Here is a 16,826-nt window from a genome sequence, read left to right as displayed (position 1 = left end):
CAAAAAATGTTAGGGTTCAAGTTTTTTGTCACAGTTTAATGTTAATTTTTGCACCAGTGCGCAATTTTTGAAAATACGAACTCATTATTAGGCGAGATTATTACAACCGTCTTACAGGCTAATTGACGGTGAGAACAATTTTCCCCGAGTGTGTTTTAGAAGCCATAAGTTGGTGGGCTTGCTCTGCTTCTGACAGTTCAAATGTTTGATAAATATGAGGATGACAGAGCCCTTGCTTTAAAAGAGGAAGCACATGTTGTTTTAACTCTGTTGCAATATTGGCTTTTGTTTCATCGGATTGAGGCCGTAGAGTTGAACCCGTCCAAATGATACGTTTGCTCATTAAACGAAAGACATCAACTTGAGCCTTAATGCCGCGTTGCAGGGCTACAGTAACCATTCGACCATCATGTTGAAGCAGTTTGAGGTTTAAATTAACAAAGTCTCCGGCTGCCATATCAAATACGACTGATACACCTTGATGATTTGTGGCTTCCATAATGGCTTGATGAAGGGACGGTGATGAATATTCAAATGCATGATCAGCCCCTAATGCTAAACAATGCGTGCATTTGTCTTGGCTACCTGCCGTTGCAATAACCTTTGCCCCAAAAGCTTTAGCTAACTGGATTGCACAATTCCCCAAACCGCCTGAAGCACCGTGGATGAGTACAGTATCTGACGGCTTAAGCTTAGCCCGTTGAAACAGGTTACCCCACACGGTAAATAGGGTTTCAGGCAAAGCGGCACCTTGGATCATAGATATCGAATTAGGTAATGCTAAACAGTGGTCTTGATGGGCAATCGCATATTCAGCATAACCACCGCCTGCCACTAAAGCACATATCTCATCGCCAATTTGCCATTGGGTGACCTCATTGCCAACGGCGCATATTTTTCCTGCGACCTCTAATCCTAAGATGGGTGATGCATCGTCTGGTGGCGGATAAATTCCTTGTCTTTGTGCTAAATCTGGCCCATTAACGCCCGCGGCTGCAACTTTGATTAACACTTGATTAGGTGCTATGTGAGGTAGCGGGGATTGAGTGAGCGATAGAGGTGTGTCTTTACAATTAGTCACACCAATATGCTTGTAAGTAATAGGGATTGAAGTCATGTGTCACCAATAACGATTTAGGTACAAAGTAAAAATGTAATTTTTGTTAAAAAGATGTTCAGGTTTTAACCGCTTAGCTGGGATGTCATAAATAACCCTAAAGCTTTTATTGATATTTTCGATAAAATGATAGGGCTAAAACCTCCATCAAAATAAGAAGCTCATACTGAGAGACATTATATGAAGAGTAAGATTTTCCTTCTACTGGGTGCGTTATTGATTTCAGTAAAAGTGGTTGCACAACCGACTGATGCATTTAAACGACCAGATCATATCCCTTTTCCTGCATCGAATCCTTACAGTGCACCTAAAGCAGCATTAGGAAAAATGCTGTTTTTTGATCCAAGGTTAAGCCGCAATAGAAACCTAACTTGCGCAAGTTGTCATAACCCAAGTTTTGGTTGGGAAGATGCAACCGCTAGAGCCGTTGGTAGCCAAAATACTCAACTTGGCCGTCACTCTCCAACGATTATTAATGCCGCTTGGGGAGCATCGTTTTTTTGGGATGGTCGAGCACAGGATTTAGAAGCTCAAGCTCAAGGCCCCATCGAAGCTGCGGTTGAGATGAATATTACTTTGCCTGAAGTGGTCGCAAGACTAAAAAAAGTGAAAGGATACCAAGAATTATTTCGTGAAGTATTTGGGCAATCCGGTATTTCTGAGCAGAACATTTTAAAAGCCATTGCTACCTTTGAGCGAACCATTGTTTCGGGGGAGGCTCCTTTCGATCGATGGGTCGAGGGAGATGAAAGTGCTATTAGCTCAAATGCAAAACGTGGTTTTGAATTGTTTACGGGCAAAGCCCGCTGTGTTTCTTGCCATACAGGATGGAATTTTACCGATAACCAATTTCACGATATTGGAACCAGTTTTTCCGATGAAGGGCGGTTTGTTATTACCAACAATCCAGTGAATAAGTATGCCTTTAAAACACCAAGCCTGAGAAACATCAGTCAGCGTGCGCCATATATGCATGATGGTTCAATGAATGACTTAAATACGGTCATTCGCCATTACGTAAAAAAGACTCCGTCTCGTCCTAGCTTGTCACCGTTAATGAAATCGGCTGAATTGTCAGATTTAGAAATTGAACAATTAGTGGCGTTTTTAAAAACACTTACTGGTGAAGATAAAGTCATTACTTTGCCGTTGCTCCCATATTAATTAGATAACTGAATATGAAAATTAAACAAAAAATATTGCTGAGTTTTGGTGGGTTAATACTCTTATTCAGCTTGCTCAGTCTATTTTTGCTCAAGCAATTAAACGAGCAGGGGCAACAAACAGTTTTTGCTTTCAATCAGCCGTTAAAAGCGGTAGATAGTAGCCGAGCAGCATGGGAAACCTTTTTAGAAATGGAAGCTTATGCTGCTCAAGTGTTAGCCATGACTCAACCTAAAGCTGAGCATGAAGTGAAAACGCACTTTGAATCACTCAAGCAACGTTTTGAACAGCAAGTGACTCAAGCTTCGAACAACAGCTTAACGACTGATATCCATCATCAGTCTCAGGCAATAAAACAATCCGCTGATATTTGGTTTACTGGTATGGAAACGCATTTACAGGCCAGTAATCAAACACAACTGATTGATATTCGTGTATTAGATCGTCAAATGCATCTGGTTGAAAATCAGTTAACGACCTTAATCGAAGATACGTTGAAAGAGTCATCAAAGATGGCGGCTGAGGTTGAGCAACGTATTGATTTCCAGCTTGTAAAAATGAGCACTCTGATGATTATTATCGCTGTGATAGCGATAGCTTGGGCTTTATGGGTTACTCATAATATTTTAACGCCCATCAGAGCATTATCTTCTGCGGTTGTGGAGTTAACTCGTGGAGATGGTGATTTGACTCGAAGACTCGACGCGTCAAGAAAAGACGAAATTGGGCAGTTATCGGCTGAATTTAATGGTTTTATCGAAAAAATACAAAATGCGGTTAAAAACATTGCAGAGTCAGTGTCTGTAATGGAGCGCCAGCTTTGTGAATTTAAAGTCATTAGTGAGCAAACTGAACAAGGAACGTCAAAACAGAAGCTTGAAATTAATCAGATCAGTAAATCGATAGATACGGTTGCTTGTTCTATGATCACCATTGGTGAAAACGTGTCTGTCGCTACCGATCAGGCTGGAAATATTCTTGCTGGTACCAGAAATAGCACTGAACTATTGAAACAAGCCACGACCGCGCTTAAAGAGTTAAACCAAAATGTCGATGAAACCGCAGAAGTGATCCACTCTCTCAGTGACTCAGGCAAAGCCATCGGAAGCGTGCTTGAGGTGATTGAAAATATTGCTGAGCAAACTAACTTACTGGCCTTAAATGCCGCGATTGAAGCCGCTAGAGCAGGAGAAGCGGGCCGAGGTTTTTCTGTGGTTGCCGATGAAGTGCGCTCTTTAGCCATGAAAACCCAAGAGTCGATTACCGATATTCATCAAACCATTGTAAAAATCCAGCAACGAGCGGAACAAGCAAGAAGCATGATGGAAGTAGGACAAGCTGGCACTCGTCAATGTTTGACGAACAATGAGGTGCTGTCTCACTCGCTACAAGATGTATTAGGAAGTGTTGAAAGTATTCAGCAAACGAGTGACAGCATTTGTCAGCAAAGTAAACATCAAATTGAAGTGTCTGATAGTGTTTCTACCAATTTATGTAACATCGTTGTGATTGCCGAACAAACGGCGCAGGGCAGTGAAACACTTAAAACATCGGGTGAAAAAGCGGTGCAAACCATGAAAGACGTGGAGCGAGCGATTCAGCAGTTCAAGCTTTCTTAACTTATATTTGCTTAACCAAGCCTGTGTAAAAATAGGAATTATGCACATGGATGTCATTTACAGGTATAATCGCCGCTTGGTTCGCAGACTAAAGGATAAGAATTTCAAATGCAGTACAAGGTTGAGTTAACTGGCAAGCCATCGCTTTTATCTCTATATCGCAAAATCTTTTTCGTTAAAAAACCTGGGTGGGACGGTAAAGCTTTACCTTCAATCCTCGTTACTCAAAAGAACGTTAAAGTTTCTCACCGTCGTGCAGAACGCTACTCTGAAGTCTGTGGCTTTGAGTTTGATGGTCGAATTTTACCGCCAACATATTTGCATATTGTTATGTTTCGTCTGCATGCAACCTTGTTTACCCATAAAGCAATCACGTTTCCTTTGTTAGGGATGATTCACCTTCAAAATCAGATCACCCACTATCGTCATGTAACCATTGATGAGTCTATAGACTGTAGCTGCGAGCTCGTTGAAAGTGAAGTTACGGATAAAGGCATCGAATTTGTCTTCTATTCAAAAGCCGTTGTATCAGGTGAATTAGTCTGGGAATCTCGCTCAACTTACCTATACCGCAATGAAGAAAAGCGCCGCTCACGTCCTCCAAGAGCCAATAATATTGCTTGGGAAAATGCCATATCTACTGAAATCGATGAAGATCTTGGACGTCGATATGCAAAAGCATCAGGCGATTATAACTTGATCCATTTATATCCGTTTTTATCGAAACGTTTTGGTTTTGATAAAGTGCTTGTACATGGTATGTGGTCGAAGGCTTATTGCTTATCTCAATTGATGCCAAAACTTGAAAGCTCAGCTTTTAGTATTGATGTTGCTTTTAAATTACCCGTATTTATGCCGGGAACGATTACCTTTAACTATGAAACCCAAGAAAATGGCTTGAGTTTTGAAATGAGAGATAAAAAAGGTAAACGGCCACATCTTACAGGTGAGTTGATCTATTTAAATTAACTTTTTGTGGATAAAGTTTAACCACTGAGTTTGATAGAGTTTGCTACCCTAGTTATAGACCTGCACTTCGTCTAACGAACTCTATGCGGGGATCTAGGAGAAGCAAACATGTCTTTTGAGTCCAACAAACCTTTAAGAATTTTAGTCGTAGATGATCATTCCCTCATTTACGACGGGCTCAGTAGTTGTTTGGCTCCTTACCCTGATATGCAGTTAGTTGGCTTTGTCGAAGATGGACTTTCCGTATATCAAGAATGTCTGTCTTTACAGCCCGATCTTGTCTTTATGGATTTCAGATTGCCAAAAATGAATGGCATTGAAGTTGTCAGACAGCTCAAAAACCGTTGGCCAGAAATTCTGATTATTATGCTCACGGCTGTTGCTGAAGAAAAAACAGCACGAGAAGCATTAGATATTGGGGCCAACGGATATTTGTTAAAAAATAGTCCTAAATCCACACTATTTGCTGCCATTAAAACCGTGATCAGAGGAAAAACCTTTATTGATCCCAGCCTAGATGAGCAGCAAATTCATGCCTTTGATACAGAAACCCACGACCTTCCAACATTGACTCATAGAGAAAAACAGGTGTTAGGCTTAATTTGCGAAGGTTTGAGAAATCGGGATATGGCTGAGGCTCTAGTGATCAGCTTGAAAACAGTTGAAAGCCATCGGACTAATTTAATGCGCAAACTCAACGCCCATAATGTCGCAGAATTGATCTCATGGGCGGATAGATTAGGTTTGAGGTAAGTTGCTCATTCAACAGCTTTGATCAGTTGATTGAGCTGCTTGAGTTGAGGAAGGCTTAAACTGTTTTGTTGTTCAAGAATGAGTTCTAACTCAGATACTTCACGTTCAATCTCTTTTAATGCCGCCAATCCAGAAGTGCCCTTGAGCGTGTGAAGCCAATGGCTAACCAGTTGCCAATTTTTACTTTCAATGGAAGTCTTCAGTGATAACAACATCTCAGTAAGCTGACTGTATAGCTTTTGATTTAAATCGCTTTGCAATACGTCAATCAACGGTGTGTCTGCTTCTGAATTTATCGTGGGTTGAACGTCTCTTTCGAGCTGAAATTCGGCCGCTAATTCAAGTGCTTTATTTAAGCTTCGCAATGAGATGGGTTTGACTAAATAATGATTAATGCCAGTGGCAGTGAGTTGCTCATCAGAAAAGGATTCGGCATTAGCGGTCAGTGCGAAAATTGGACAGGCATTATCGAGAATTTGTTCATCGCTACGCCACATTGCTGTCGCTTGATAGCCATCAATATCAGGCATACGAATGTCCATCAAAATTAAATCAAAAATGTGCTTACGTCCCATCGCTATAGCCATATTAGCGCCTGAAGCCGTATAGCTTGATTGACCCAGCTCAAGCAGCATTTGAGACATAATCTCACGATTAATATCGACATCGTCAACCACTAACACTTTTAATTTCCACGGCAATAGTGGCGGCAGAGTACTTTGAGCAAAGTGTGGCACATCGTGCTGAATTTCACGGCAATACTGTAAGAGTTTATCTGGTAAATATTGCAGCTCAGGAGCCGATAATTGATTTTCCTCTGGAGGTGTAGGGTTTGCTCCCCACGCTTTGAGTTGAGGATGTAAATGATTGGGGGCAGGAATAAAACTGTTTTGTAATAGAATACTCGATTCAGGGGCCTCCACTGGGATCTTTAGAGAAAACGAAGCGCCATGCTCAATGCGACTTTTAGCAATAATATCGCCTCCCATTAATCGAGCCAGTTTTCTCGCAATGGGTAGTCCTAACCCTGAGCCAATCTTATGGTGATGGCCTTGGACATAAGGTTCAAAAATGGTGCTGAGTTCACTGTCTTTAATACCATTGCCGGAATCTTTTACACGGTATTTTATTTGCTGTTTGAAATAAGTGATGCTTAAGGAAATGTAGCCGCTATCGGTAAACTTAATGGCATTACCTAATAGATTGATTAAGATTTGTCGAACTCTTTCTGGATCGAATTTGGCAAACTCAGGCACTGTTTTATTTACCGTCACAACGAGAACAATACCTTTACTTTGGGCTTGTGAAGCAATGCTGGACATTGCTTCGTCAACGATTTTAAGCGTTGAATATCGATAAGGTTTAAGCTCAATTTCTTGGGCTTCAATCCGAGAAAAGTCGAGTAAATTATTGACTAAGGACAATAAGGAATAGCCGCAATCAATAGCGGTTCGAATTAATTTGGTTTGTCGAGGTGAAGTGTGACTGCTGAGTAATAGTTCTTGCACACCTAAAATTCCATTTAGAGGAGTGCGGATTTCATGGCTGATACTGGTTAAGTGTTCCGTTTTACGTTGATTGGCAAGCTCAGCTTTTTTCGATGCCGCCAATAAATCATGAGTACGTTCCTCTACCAAAAATTCGAGTTCCTGCTGGTGGCGTTGAACGTTATCTAAAAGCTCATTGTACGCTTCGGCTATTTCTGAAAACTCTTCACCATAGTGAGTGGGTAAATGTCGCTTTAGAGCAGGGGTCTTCCTATCACGAATAATGTCTACATATCTGGCTAAAGGGCGTTTCAGAAGAACATAAAATAGCAGTATTAAAAGCAAGGTCATTATGAAAAGTAAACCTAAGGCTTTTGGAAGCTTATTCAAAAAAAACATTTTTGCTGCTGTATTCCCTTCTTGTTTAGGAAAATAACTGATTAGGCCCCAATCACTTTGGTTAAGTTTTGAAATTAAATAAAGGGTATTTGTACGATGATTTTTTATTATCTGGTTTGAAGTTTCTGAAAGTTGAAGCTGTTTGAGTAGCCATTGTTTTAAAGGTGTAGGGACAGAAGGAATAAGTTTCTGATTAGGAGACAATAAAAGAACATGCTGCCTCTCAAGTTGATGCTTCAGTTTAGCCATAATAGGAGCGATATCGACTGTTACTCCGTAAGTGGATTTTGATTTTGGATTGAAGATACTAGCCAAAAGCAAAGTCGACTTTGAGTTATTAACACCTTGCCATTTTACAGAATTACTCGGTGTAGATGAGTTTTGCCTAAACTGCTTTATTAAAGATTGTTGCTGTAATTCTGATAATGGAATACGACTCAAGATCTCAATGGTTCTCGGGGTTTTGATTAGTAAGGTGTTGTAGTACTTCGAGACGTTTTTTTGAAAGAAACGCTTGTGATTCGCAAAGGAAGAAGGGGGGGGGCACCAATTATGTAGTGATACACATTGGCCGTTATTTTTCCTTTATAGCTGATATGTGGAATAGTATCAGCGTATTCTTGAAGATCCCTTTTTACTCTTTGTAAAAATCCATTGACCACTTCGGTATTGAGTTTTTGGATCAGTGTATGTTGTTTTAAGGTATTTTTTTCCTGTTGCTGTATCGATTGGTGATAATTTTGGTACTCAACTAAAGACCACCAGAAGCAGCACAAAGTAATTGTGCTAATTGTTAGTGTTGATACCAAAGACAGCTTTTTCATTAATAATTTGATTCATTTGCCGTGTCAAAATAACCATTAGAGCTTAGAACAAATTTGTCGCTCATGTCTTCAAACTGGGATAACCCGTGCGCAAATAATGCAATTGTCCTTCAAGTTTTTAATTTTCACATATACTAAATGAAAGCTGGCTGAATTAATGAGTGTTATTAGCTCAAAGTATTTGGTTATTTGAGGGATTTTCAATTTAGAAAAGTCGGGTTAATACCTGATGGTTCAATGAAATGCTTCTCGATACATTTAATAATGTAATGGGTGTGGTGATGACATGCTACAGCAGTTAATTAAATTGGGGTTATTAAAGTCTCAAGTACCCAGCCCAAAATCAGATCAATGGCAATTATCCGATCGAAAAGCTACGGTGCTCGAACATCAATCCTTGTTGTCGATAGCTCTGGAGCTTAAACCAAGTTATGAAACTCATGAGGAAAGTTTGTGGGTTCATAAAGCCACGTTAGTACTTGCCGCTTTTGATGGTGGTCAAGACAGTAGCTTGCAGTTAGATAATGAAGTGTGGAAGCTTTGGTGCCACTACGATGAGTCATTGGATGACAAAGCGTTAAAAAAAGCCGTGGCAGTGCAGCTTGCAATTGCACAATACCTTGAAAAAGGGTTTAAAAAAACAGTTGAAAAAAAACCGAAATTTGAAATGAGAATGCGAACATGAGAACACTGATAGGATTGTTTTTCTTATGTTTTATGACAGGAGCGATTGCTGCACCGTTGAAGGATATTCAATGGCAAGGGGATCCATTTGTCATGATCAGTCGAGGTACACCTTTAGCCTCAGTGCTTCAGGAGTTTGGTAGTAATTACGGTATTCCTGTAGTGATCAGTGCCAAGATAACCGATCAATTCAATGGTCGAATTCAAAATAAGACTCCTTTGCAAGTGATCACTCAGCTGAGTCGACAATATGGCCTTGTCTGGTACTACAACACGGATGTTCTCTATGTTTACAAAACCAGTGAATTAGAGAATGAAGTGTTACCCTTAAATAATATCTCTACAGCTGATGTGACTCGATATTTAACTAACGCCGGTGTGCTTGATAAAAAAGCGTGTAACATTCGGCCTGCTGCCGATATTGCCAGCGTCCAACTAGTCGGTGTGCCTGTTTGCATCAGTACTGTCAGCAAACTTACTGAAAAACTTGATGCCAGCGCACAGCAAGCAGCAGTCAACCATGAAGAAGTTAAAGTTTATAAACTCAACTATGCTTCTGCCAGTGATTCCAAATACAGTTATCGTACTCAAGATGTCGTTGTTCCTGGCTTAGTTACAGTGCTGCAAGAGATGAGTAAGAATTTAAAAGGCTCTGCAAACACATCTACTGGGCCTACCTTTGCGGCGGACCCTAGGCAAAATGCAATAATAGTTAAAGGCAGTACTCAGGAACAAAAAACCTATTCTTCTATCATCAAGCAGTTAGATGTCAAACCCATCATGATAGAAATTTCCGTATCTATCTTTGACGTTGATGCTTCTAATTTTAATCAACTAGGAGTGGAGTGGTCAGCTTCTGCAAAATTAGGTGGAGGAAGTATCAGCTTTAATTCGGATGGTGGTCCCAGTAGTGCTGGCTCGGCAGGTGGTAGCTTTTCTTCAGTAATAGGAAATACTGGGAGTTTCATGGTAAAGCTAAATGCGTTACAGAGAAACTCAAAAGCTAAAGTGCTATCACGTCCTTCAGTTGTGACTTTAAATAATGTCCAAGCAGTATTAGATAAAAACGTTACCTTTTACACCAAGGTATCCGGCGAAAAAGTGGCGGATTTAAAGTCAGTTACGACAGGTTCATTACTCAGAGTTACACCAAGAATGATCATTGATCATGGTCACAAAGCGGTAAATCTCGTGCTCAATATTCAAGATGGACAACAAGGTGCTGTGGTTGCAGGTAGTGATGGCTTACCTCAGGTGCAAAACTCTGAAATCTCGACTCAAGCAACGTTAAAGTCAGGAGAAAGCTTACTGATTGGGGGATTTGTTCAAGATAAAGACGAAGAGACAAAAAACAAACTACCCTTATTAGGTGACTTACCACTTGTGGGTGGATTGTTTCGGTCAACAGGACATCAACGTCAAAGTGTTATGCGATTATTTTTGATCAAAGCTGAACCTGTAATTCAATGAGTAGAGTATGCCGTCAAAATTCAAAATATTATGGTTAAACGGTCCACTTTCAGGACGACAACTAGTTATTCCTGAAGGTACATTTACTGTTGGGGAAGACGGTGATGTGCTGGCGGTATTGGATAAAGTTAAACTCATTGAATTTAATGTTGGTGAGGAAAAGGTTGAACTTATCACACAAGCGCCAGTTTGGATTGATGGAATAAAGCCAGATGAAGCCATTACTGAAATCCCTTTAGGCTCAGTCATCGAGATTGAAGGCATTGCTTTTATTCTAGGGCTCGGTACTGAAGATATTCAAAAGCAGGACATTCCTAAACGTAAACTTACCAAAAAGCGTGCTTCAAATTTATTATTGATAGGGTTATCAACGTTTTCGGCGATATTAATTTTGGTGTTATTAATCGATCCAGTTGAAGCACCTCAGCATGAAGTTACTCCTCAGGAGTGGGTCTCACAGCGTCTAACATTAAATGAGCTTGATGGCATCAAAGCTATTTGGTCAGACAATGGTGTTGTTACCTTCAATGGTTTTTGTGATGACTCAAGGAAGTTAGCCCAATTTATTGAAGAAGTGAAAAACCATGGCATTTTATTTGTGGAACATGCTGAATGTACTGATCAACTGGTGACGGATGTTAGACAAGTTCTCGGGCAAAGTGGCTTCAAAAATGTCACGGTGACACAAGATCCGACTCCAGGCAGCGTTACCATAACCGGTGCTATTCAAGCCGGAGAAGAATGGGATAAAGCCGTTAAAATGCTTAAGAGCATTTCAGGGTTAATGAGTTGGCATGTAGTGAATCAATCTGGTGTCCAATTGCAAACCTTAATAGATGAGCTTCGCAAACAAAATCTGCTGGCTAATTTGATGTTAACTCAACTGGATGAAGCGATTGTAATCACTGGCGAAGTGGACCGTAAAGTAGAAGAACAGGTGATGAAAGCGGCTCGTTCATTAAAGCCTATCCAACAAAGCGGCACAAAATTAGTATTTCAAAATATCCCTGTTCGCAATGAAGTGAATCGAATTTTAACGTCCGCCATTGTGAGTTTTGGCGGCAGTCGGGATGACCCCTTTATTGAACTTGAAAACGGAGTCAGGCTATCTCAAGGCAGTGAAATCGCCAGTGGATATGTCATCAAGTTTATCGATATTAACGGAATTGATTTAAGTAAGAGTGGGCAAGTGATTCACATACCACTACTGCTATAAGGAGGAATACATGCCGAGAATTACTAAATTAGAAGATAATATTCGAGCTCGAAAATATCCTAAAGAACACTATCAAACTCAACTTGAGGATATGAAGCAGGCTTTATTGAATTCTAAAGAGAAAAATAAGGCGGCACTACTTGAAGCCGTAGATGCAGCAGAAAATGTAGTAAATGTCTTACATAAACGCTTTAAAAAGCGTGTTTCTAAAAAGAAATCAGGTTAAGAGGCATCCTATGAACGATATGTTGCAAGATTTAAAAGCGGTGATGAATGATATTCAACATCGAAAAGAAGCCATTAATCATCAAATTCAAGAGTTCCAATCACTTCAGGCTGAGATTCGTTCTTTGATGCAAAGGGCAAAAACGGATCCAGAGGCCAGAGAAAAATTGATCCGTTTGCAAAAAGCGTTTCCACAAGGGTTTGATCAACAGCAGCAAAAGGTCATGGATAAAGTGAATGAGCTGGGGCAAAACTTTAAAAAGCTCGAGCAACAATTTACAGATATTGGTGATGAAGAAGCGTCTGTACCAATCATTACCAATAATACTGAGGCGACTGAACCGTCAGAATCTGAAGTTGATGAAAAGAGTGATAAGCCCAAGACAAAAAAGAAAAAAGTCAGAAGTTATCTATAATATTAGCAGTAGCGTAAATGCCTAAGGATGGGGTATGGGGACGAATAATATTAGTGGCCTTGGAGGCGCATTAAAAACAAGCTTTGAACAATCAGAGTCGGATCACTTTGATGGTGGAGCCACCCTTAGCGGGGATTCTGTCTTTTCGAATGGTATTAATACCCTTTACAACAACATGAACATGTTTTCTGAACAGGCTAATGACAAATACAAAATGCTCACGGCTAAAGCCAATTTCTCTCGTGATGCACATACGATGTCTAACGAAGTTGATGAACAAATTTCGGATCTCAGTCATCAAGGTAGCGATGCTACCGTTGCTTTACAACCTGATATTTTAGATTTTGCTCGCCAAGCTAACCTTACCGTAGATGGAATGGGCATTGACGATTATATTAAAAAACACGGTGGCAAGCTTAACAATACCCAGTTAACAGCCGTTAAAAACGCCCTTGATACCGCTTCAAATAAAGCTTCAGATTTTGTCTCTCAGCAACAGTTACAACTGCAAAAAATTCTGCAAACTTATAACGTGCTCGTTAGCTTAATCAATAGCATGCAAACTTTACTTTCAGAGATGAATAAAAGTATCGCCCAGAATATTCGCTAATAATATCAACACCAATAACTAAAATCAGGGGTTTACCTGATTATCGCGCTCGTTCAGCTTAATTACACTCAAAGATAAGATAGTTTCAATTGATGAGGAAAGGCTTGTTGCATGAGCGCGATCCAAATACTGCTTTTTAAGCAACCAGGAAAGTTACATCGTGGGGAGGAAGTTCTTGAGATTGAAGCCAATCAACTCATTGTGACTTCTGAAGATGTAAGAGCATCAGCAATCAGTCGTGATTGCTGGTTGAGTGTATTTTGCTATCCGGGAGAATTACACGCTCTCTATAACGAAGTATCAGAGCTGATTGATACAAACAATGAGTTGAAGCACTTCAAGGTAGATGAAATAAAAGTAATTCCTGTATACCAGAATCTAGTTAAAGTGTTTGAGCAGCTCATTTCTAACCGTGAAATGCTAATGAAGTTTGTATTCATTTATTGCCTTAGCATGGACAAAGCTTATTTCTCTATCTTATTCAGATACTTTTTAGCTTATAACGATGAAGTATTGCGTTATATAGAAACTAATTTTATGAGGCCTTGGCCTGTTAATCGCTTTGCTGAAGATTTAAACGTAGATGTGAGGAAACTCAATTTTATCTTTTATAAGAACTATGGCGTCTCGGCCAAAAAGTGGTTGCAAGATAGGAGGCTTAGTTTTGCTAGGCAGCAGTTGTTAGGAACCGACAAAAAAATCGCTGATATTGCTTTAGACAGTGGCTTTAGTAATCACGCACATTTTACCGATGCATTTAAAAAGCGATATTCCTGTTGTCCAACTACACTTAGAAGTAGCGTGAATTAAAGGAGTACTAAATATGGACTTAAGTACGGTAGTCAGTCAGTTGTCTGAAATGTCTGCACAGTCAGCAAAAGACATTCAAGGCAATATGCAATCTGGGGACATTAATGACCCAGATAAAATGCTAAAGGCTCAATTCGCGATCCAACAATATTCCAATTTTGTCGGCTATGAGAGTGCCATCATCAAATCAATTAAAGACATGATCCAAGGCATTATCGCCAAAATTTGATCATTAACAATAGTTAGGAATAACAGTTGATTATGGAAAGTGAACACAAAAAATTGCTGGTAGAAGCCGCACTTGCTGCTGCAAATCATGGCTTAGAAAAAGAGTCTTATGCCATTGTTAAAGTGTTTCCTGATCTGATCGAAGATGAGGAAGATAGGCGCATTTGTACTAGCATTATTTATTTTGCACTAAATGATGTTTCAGGGGCGCTAGAGCAATTACAAGCTTGTAATAGTGATTCTGGCAAAGCTTTATACGTTATTTTCTCAGGTTCAAGGATGAACAACTCAGGTAAAGATGTTGCGTTAAATCAGCAGATTACCACTTTATCTGAGTGATAGGAGGTAAACATGCCTAACTTAGAAACAATAAGACAACTTGCTGAAATCAATAAAAATAAACAGCTTACAAAGGATGAACCAAAAGCTAATCACCAGCTTGCGGCTAAATTTCAAGAATTACTAAATATGGGCTCAGGTGATTTAAAGCAAGCCGCTCAATTAGAAGCGAATGGAAATGACAACGAGCTGATCAATAAATTGGGTAATCCAGATCCACTTCAAGCTAATAAGTTAGGGCACAGCATGTCGCCACTTGCCGCTTTAGAAGGGCAGCGTCACATTACAAAAGCCGTTATTGAGGTTGATTTATTTGCCAAAATAGCGGGTTCATTATCTCAATCCATCAACAAGTTGGCGAGCATGCAATGAGAATTCGATTTTTATTACTTTTACCGCTTATTCTTGTACTCGCTGGATGTAAAGTTGAGCTTTATCGTAATTTATCTCAGGAAGAGGCGAACCAAATGGTGGCCTTGTTGAGGTTGAATGATATTGGTGCTACGACAAAGATTGACGATAAATCGGGTATGGCTACCTTGATGATTGATGAACACAAATTCATCAATGCTGTGGCGTTATTAAGGCAAAATGGTTTACCAAGGCCCAAATATGCCAACATTGAGGATTTATTTCCATCGGGTCAATTGGTTACTTCGCCAGCTCAAGAAGAAGCAAAAATTGCTTTCTTAAAAGAGCAGCAACTGGAACGAACTTTATCCAATATTGAAGGGGTGATCAGTGCCAGAGTTTCAATCGCTGAGCCGACTCAAGAAGACCAATTTCAAACCCAGCAGCAAAAATCAGCTTCGGTTTACATCAAGTATTCTCCACAGGCTAATTTATCGACTCAAGAAAATGAGATTAAAAGTTTGGTTCAAAATGCTGTACCTGGTTTAAGTTACGAACGCATAACTGTGTTCTTGCAAGCGGCCAATTACGGCTATCAGTCTGCTCCACCTCTTAAAGACGAGGATATGTGGTCAGAAGTTGTCTCTGTTATAGAAGAAAATAAAATGCCAGCCGTTATTGGTTTGTCATTGATTTTCTTGCTGAGTCTAGTTGGGGTTATGTGGATACGAAGAAGGTCTTAGCGGCCTGACTGAGAACTTAAGGGTGCGTGATGAGTGAGGATTTTTTTTCATCAACGAGTGACACTGGTTTAGCTTTACGCCAGTGCTTTGAATTAATTTGGCGCCCAATGGCGAACATGCACCCTAGTTGGTGGCAAAAGCTTGGCGTACAAGCGTGGCAAGGAAAATATCAGCCTCACTCAACACTAGGGCATCGTATTGAAACAATGATAGTGAGTCGTGCAGGGTTGATTGATGAGCCCATGCCTACCAAACTCAATGAACAAGATAATTTACTCATACAAAGAAAAGACAAGCTTACTGAATTACTACTGGTGTTAGGTCTTTATAGTTTAAACAGTCCTGATTATTTATCTCTTAAATCCTATCGCGAAGTTTTGCAAACAGTATTAGCGCCAGAGCAAATACAACAAGCATGGGCTCTTTGGCCTCAGCGTCCGACCTCTAAGTTAAAACCCGTGATAAACGATATCGCGGAGAAAGATATCGTAAAAACAGCATTACAAGTTGCCGTCATTCAATTTTCAAAAGAACTTACAGACAGCATTGTATGGAGAGCCCTATTAATGACTTTTCCTGCAACGGATACTGAGCAGTTGTCAAAACCATTAACTGCGCAACTAAAAGCATTAGATAAACAGTCTATAAGCATGTCACGCTGGTTAACTCGATTGGAGCGTCTACTATGAGTGCCTTTATGATCAATGTTGAACCATGTGAAGTATTACGAAGTGAAAGTCGACTCGTCACAGCAGAGTCATTGCAACAGTCTGTTGAATTGCAAGATATGGAAAGGCAAGTGAAAGAGCGTATACAAGACGCGCTTCAACAGGCCCATCAACAACGAGAGCAAGCTAGAGCTGAATCAGAACAGCTGCTAAAACAAGCTGAATTACAAGCACAAGAAAACTTAGAACAGTGGCAGCAACAAGCTCAAGAAAGCGTTATTGCTGAAGTGGTGCAGTGGGTAAAAGATGAAGCTGAGTTTACTGAACAACTATTACACGACTTACAGCCTAAAATTGCTGAGCAGATCCAAAGGGTTATCACTCAATGGGCCGGTGAGCAGGAAAATACAACATTGATAGCGCAAAGGCTGACTCAAGAAGTTGTGGAAAAAGTAGGAGAAGGTGTGTTGACCTTATCAGTGTCCGCGGAAGATGAGCCTAAGTTATCCGAGCTATTAAGTGATACATTCACAATTAAAGTCGATCCTCATTTAGGGGCAGGTTGTGCAGAGCTACACTCAAAAGCCCTAACTGCTCGAATTGATTTAGAGCAGCACTTATCGACCTTATTAGAGGTGTTTATTAGTAAGTCGGCCACTGAACACCATGACGAGCCTAAGGAGGAGCAAGAAGCTCAACCTCAAGAGAGTGAGATTCAAGCTGAATCTTAAATG

20 protein-coding genes are annotated in these 16,826 nt (G+C 40.1%); 17 read left to right on the top strand and 3 right to left on the bottom strand.

Translation table 11 applies throughout. The features are described from left to right. Positions 1-118: 118 nt before the first annotated feature. Positions 119-1,117 (bottom strand): NAD(P)H-quinone oxidoreductase, encoded by a 999-nt coding sequence (locus tag E2H97_RS15610; protein WP_133407992.1) that lies wholly within the window; start codon positions 1,115-1,117, stop codon positions 119-121. A 180-nt stretch (positions 1,118-1,297) separates the two neighbouring features. On the opposite strand from E2H97_RS15610, the gene E2H97_RS15605 reads away from it, so the two are divergent. The 4 genes from E2H97_RS15605 to E2H97_RS15590 all read left to right on the top strand — a co-directional run bounded on the left by E2H97_RS15605 (position 1,298) and on the right by E2H97_RS15590 (position 5,622). Further along, on the top strand, positions 1,298-2,281 hold the full coding sequence (locus E2H97_RS15605) for a cytochrome-c peroxidase (protein WP_133407991.1): 984 nt from the start codon (positions 1,298-1,300) through the stop codon (positions 2,279-2,281). 14 nt (positions 2,282-2,295) lie between these two features. Continuing rightward, the gene (locus tag E2H97_RS15600; RefSeq protein ID WP_133407990.1) at positions 2,296-3,900 is read left to right on the top strand and encodes a methyl-accepting chemotaxis protein; all 1,605 of its coding nucleotides are present in this window, start codon (positions 2,296-2,298) and stop codon (positions 3,898-3,900) included. A gap of 108 nt (positions 3,901-4,008) precedes the next feature. Then, positions 4,009-4,869 carry a MaoC/PaaZ C-terminal domain-containing protein gene (locus tag E2H97_RS15595; protein ID WP_133407989.1) on the top strand — a complete coding sequence of 287 codons (861 nt, stop codon included), beginning with the start codon at positions 4,009-4,011 and terminating at the stop codon, positions 4,867-4,869. A 108-nt stretch (positions 4,870-4,977) separates the two neighbouring features. Then, complete coding sequence (locus E2H97_RS15590) at positions 4,978-5,622, top strand: two component system response regulator (RefSeq protein ID WP_133407988.1); 645 nt, start codon at positions 4,978-4,980, stop codon at positions 5,620-5,622. Between the two features lie 5 nt (positions 5,623-5,627). Here E2H97_RS15590 and E2H97_RS15585 read toward each other — a convergent pair whose 3' ends face one another. Together E2H97_RS15585 and E2H97_RS15580 are read right to left on the bottom strand one after the other, a co-directional pair. Then, positions 5,628-7,949 carry an ATP-binding protein gene (locus E2H97_RS15585; protein ID WP_133407987.1) on the bottom strand — a complete coding sequence of 774 codons (2,322 nt, stop codon included), beginning with the start codon at positions 7,947-7,949 and terminating at the stop codon, positions 5,628-5,630. A 26-nt stretch (positions 7,950-7,975) separates the two neighbouring features. Further along, positions 7,976-8,332 carry a hypothetical protein gene (locus E2H97_RS15580; RefSeq protein ID WP_133407986.1) on the bottom strand — a complete coding sequence of 119 codons (357 nt, stop codon included), beginning with the start codon at positions 8,330-8,332 and terminating at the stop codon, positions 7,976-7,978. Between the two features lie 286 nt (positions 8,333-8,618). On the opposite strand from E2H97_RS15580, the gene E2H97_RS15575 reads away from it, so the two are divergent. The 13 genes from E2H97_RS15575 to E2H97_RS15515 all read left to right on the top strand — a co-directional run bounded on the left by E2H97_RS15575 (position 8,619) and on the right by E2H97_RS15515 (position 16,823). Continuing rightward, complete coding sequence (locus E2H97_RS15575; protein ID WP_133407985.1) at positions 8,619-9,017, top strand: hypothetical protein; 399 nt, start codon at positions 8,619-8,621, stop codon at positions 9,015-9,017. Continuing rightward, positions 9,014-10,486 (top strand): EscC/YscC/HrcC family type III secretion system outer membrane ring protein, encoded by a 1,473-nt coding sequence (locus E2H97_RS15570; protein ID WP_133407984.1) that lies wholly within the window; start codon positions 9,014-9,016, stop codon positions 10,484-10,486. The genes E2H97_RS15575 and E2H97_RS15570 overlap by 4 nt, the downstream gene beginning before the upstream one ends. A gap of 7 nt (positions 10,487-10,493) precedes the next feature. Further along, on the top strand, positions 10,494-11,702 hold the full coding sequence (sctD, locus tag E2H97_RS15565) for a type III secretion system inner membrane ring subunit SctD (protein WP_133407983.1): 1,209 nt from the start codon (positions 10,494-10,496) through the stop codon (positions 11,700-11,702). A 10-nt stretch (positions 11,703-11,712) separates the two neighbouring features. Continuing rightward, positions 11,713-11,928, top strand: coding sequence for a hypothetical protein (locus E2H97_RS15560; RefSeq protein WP_133407982.1), 216 nt, complete (start codon positions 11,713-11,715; stop codon positions 11,926-11,928). Positions 11,929-11,938: 10 nt separating this feature from the next. Further along, the gene (locus tag E2H97_RS15555) at positions 11,939-12,343 is read left to right on the top strand and encodes a hypothetical protein (protein WP_133407981.1); all 405 of its coding nucleotides are present in this window, start codon (positions 11,939-11,941) and stop codon (positions 12,341-12,343) included. 34 nt (positions 12,344-12,377) lie between these two features. After that, entirely contained in the window at positions 12,378-12,953 is a 576-nt protein-coding gene (gene sseB / locus E2H97_RS15550) for a type III secretion system translocon protein SseB (protein ID WP_133407980.1), read from the top strand. 111 nt (positions 12,954-13,064) lie between these two features. Beyond that, positions 13,065-13,763, top strand: a complete 699-nt coding sequence (locus E2H97_RS15545) for a helix-turn-helix domain-containing protein (RefSeq protein ID WP_133407979.1) — start codon at positions 13,065-13,067, stop codon at positions 13,761-13,763. Between the two features lie 13 nt (positions 13,764-13,776). After that, on the top strand, positions 13,777-13,992 hold the full coding sequence (gene sctF / locus E2H97_RS15540) for a type III secretion system needle filament subunit SctF (RefSeq protein ID WP_121838954.1): 216 nt from the start codon (positions 13,777-13,779) through the stop codon (positions 13,990-13,992). A gap of 32 nt (positions 13,993-14,024) precedes the next feature. Continuing rightward, positions 14,025-14,330, top strand: coding sequence for an EscG/YscG/SsaH family type III secretion system needle protein co-chaperone (locus tag E2H97_RS15535; RefSeq protein ID WP_133407978.1), 306 nt, complete (start codon positions 14,025-14,027; stop codon positions 14,328-14,330). 12 nt (positions 14,331-14,342) lie between these two features. Next, the gene (sctI, locus tag E2H97_RS15530; protein ID WP_133407977.1) at positions 14,343-14,702 is read left to right on the top strand and encodes a type III secretion system inner rod subunit SctI; all 360 of its coding nucleotides are present in this window, start codon (positions 14,343-14,345) and stop codon (positions 14,700-14,702) included. Further along, positions 14,699-15,424 carry a type III secretion system inner membrane ring lipoprotein SctJ gene (gene sctJ / locus E2H97_RS15525; RefSeq protein ID WP_133407976.1) on the top strand — a complete coding sequence of 242 codons (726 nt, stop codon included), beginning with the start codon at positions 14,699-14,701 and terminating at the stop codon, positions 15,422-15,424. The genes sctI and sctJ overlap by 4 nt, the downstream gene beginning before the upstream one ends. 29 nt (positions 15,425-15,453) lie before the next feature. Next, positions 15,454-16,113: a type III secretion system domain-containing protein gene (locus E2H97_RS15520; RefSeq protein WP_133407975.1), complete on the top strand. Its 660-nt coding sequence runs from the start codon at positions 15,454-15,456 to the stop codon at positions 16,111-16,113. After that, positions 16,110-16,823 (top strand): type III secretion protein, encoded by a 714-nt coding sequence (locus tag E2H97_RS15515; RefSeq protein WP_133407974.1) that lies wholly within the window; start codon positions 16,110-16,112, stop codon positions 16,821-16,823. The genes E2H97_RS15520 and E2H97_RS15515 overlap by 4 nt, the downstream gene beginning before the upstream one ends. Positions 16,824-16,826: the final 3 nt, after the last annotated feature.

Source organism: Parashewanella tropica (assembly GCF_004358445.1).
In the GTDB taxonomy this organism is placed as follows: domain Bacteria; phylum Pseudomonadota; class Gammaproteobacteria; order Enterobacterales; family Shewanellaceae; genus Parashewanella; species Parashewanella tropica.
This window is presented reverse-complemented; position numbering and strand designations above follow the sequence as displayed.

Excerpts from the sequence above, each read along its gene's own strand:
- E2H97_RS15570 (WP_133407984.1), top strand. The coding sequence starts at position 9,014 with ATGAGAACACTGATAGGATTGTTTTTCTTATGTTTTATGACAGGAGCG.
- E2H97_RS15575 (WP_133407985.1), top strand. The coding sequence starts at position 8,619 with ATGCTACAGCAGTTAATTAAATTGGGGTTATTAAAGTCTCAAGTACCC.
- E2H97_RS15535 (WP_133407978.1), top strand. The coding sequence starts at position 14,025 with ATGGAAAGTGAACACAAAAAATTGCTGGTAGAAGCCGCACTTGCTGCT.
- E2H97_RS15590 (WP_133407988.1), top strand. The coding sequence starts at position 4,978 with ATGTCTTTTGAGTCCAACAAACCTTTAAGAATTTTAGTCGTAGATGAT.
- E2H97_RS15605 (WP_133407991.1), top strand. The coding sequence starts at position 1,298 with ATGAAGAGTAAGATTTTCCTTCTACTGGGTGCGTTATTGATTTCAGTA.
- sctD (WP_133407983.1), top strand. The coding sequence starts at position 10,494 with ATGCCGTCAAAATTCAAAATATTATGGTTAAACGGTCCACTTTCAGGA.
- sctJ (WP_133407976.1), top strand. The coding sequence starts at position 14,699 with ATGAGAATTCGATTTTTATTACTTTTACCGCTTATTCTTGTACTCGCT.
- E2H97_RS15555 (WP_133407981.1), top strand. The coding sequence starts at position 11,939 with ATGAACGATATGTTGCAAGATTTAAAAGCGGTGATGAATGATATTCAA.
- E2H97_RS15515 (WP_133407974.1), top strand. The coding sequence starts at position 16,110 with ATGAGTGCCTTTATGATCAATGTTGAACCATGTGAAGTATTACGAAGT.
- E2H97_RS15560 (WP_133407982.1), top strand. The coding sequence starts at position 11,713 with ATGCCGAGAATTACTAAATTAGAAGATAATATTCGAGCTCGAAAATAT.
- sctI (WP_133407977.1), top strand. The coding sequence starts at position 14,343 with ATGCCTAACTTAGAAACAATAAGACAACTTGCTGAAATCAATAAAAAT.
- E2H97_RS15610 (WP_133407992.1), bottom strand. The coding sequence starts at position 1,117 with ATGACTTCAATCCCTATTACTTACAAGCATATTGGTGTGACTAATTGT.
- E2H97_RS15545 (WP_133407979.1), top strand. The coding sequence starts at position 13,065 with ATGAGCGCGATCCAAATACTGCTTTTTAAGCAACCAGGAAAGTTACAT.
- E2H97_RS15595 (WP_133407989.1), top strand. The coding sequence starts at position 4,009 with ATGCAGTACAAGGTTGAGTTAACTGGCAAGCCATCGCTTTTATCTCTA.
- E2H97_RS15580 (WP_133407986.1), bottom strand. The coding sequence starts at position 8,332 with ATGAAAAAGCTGTCTTTGGTATCAACACTAACAATTAGCACAATTACT.
- E2H97_RS15600 (WP_133407990.1), top strand. The coding sequence starts at position 2,296 with ATGAAAATTAAACAAAAAATATTGCTGAGTTTTGGTGGGTTAATACTC.
- E2H97_RS15520 (WP_133407975.1), top strand. The coding sequence starts at position 15,454 with ATGAGTGAGGATTTTTTTTCATCAACGAGTGACACTGGTTTAGCTTTA.
- sctF (WP_121838954.1), top strand. The coding sequence starts at position 13,777 with ATGGACTTAAGTACGGTAGTCAGTCAGTTGTCTGAAATGTCTGCACAG.
- sseB (WP_133407980.1), top strand. The coding sequence starts at position 12,378 with ATGGGGACGAATAATATTAGTGGCCTTGGAGGCGCATTAAAAACAAGC.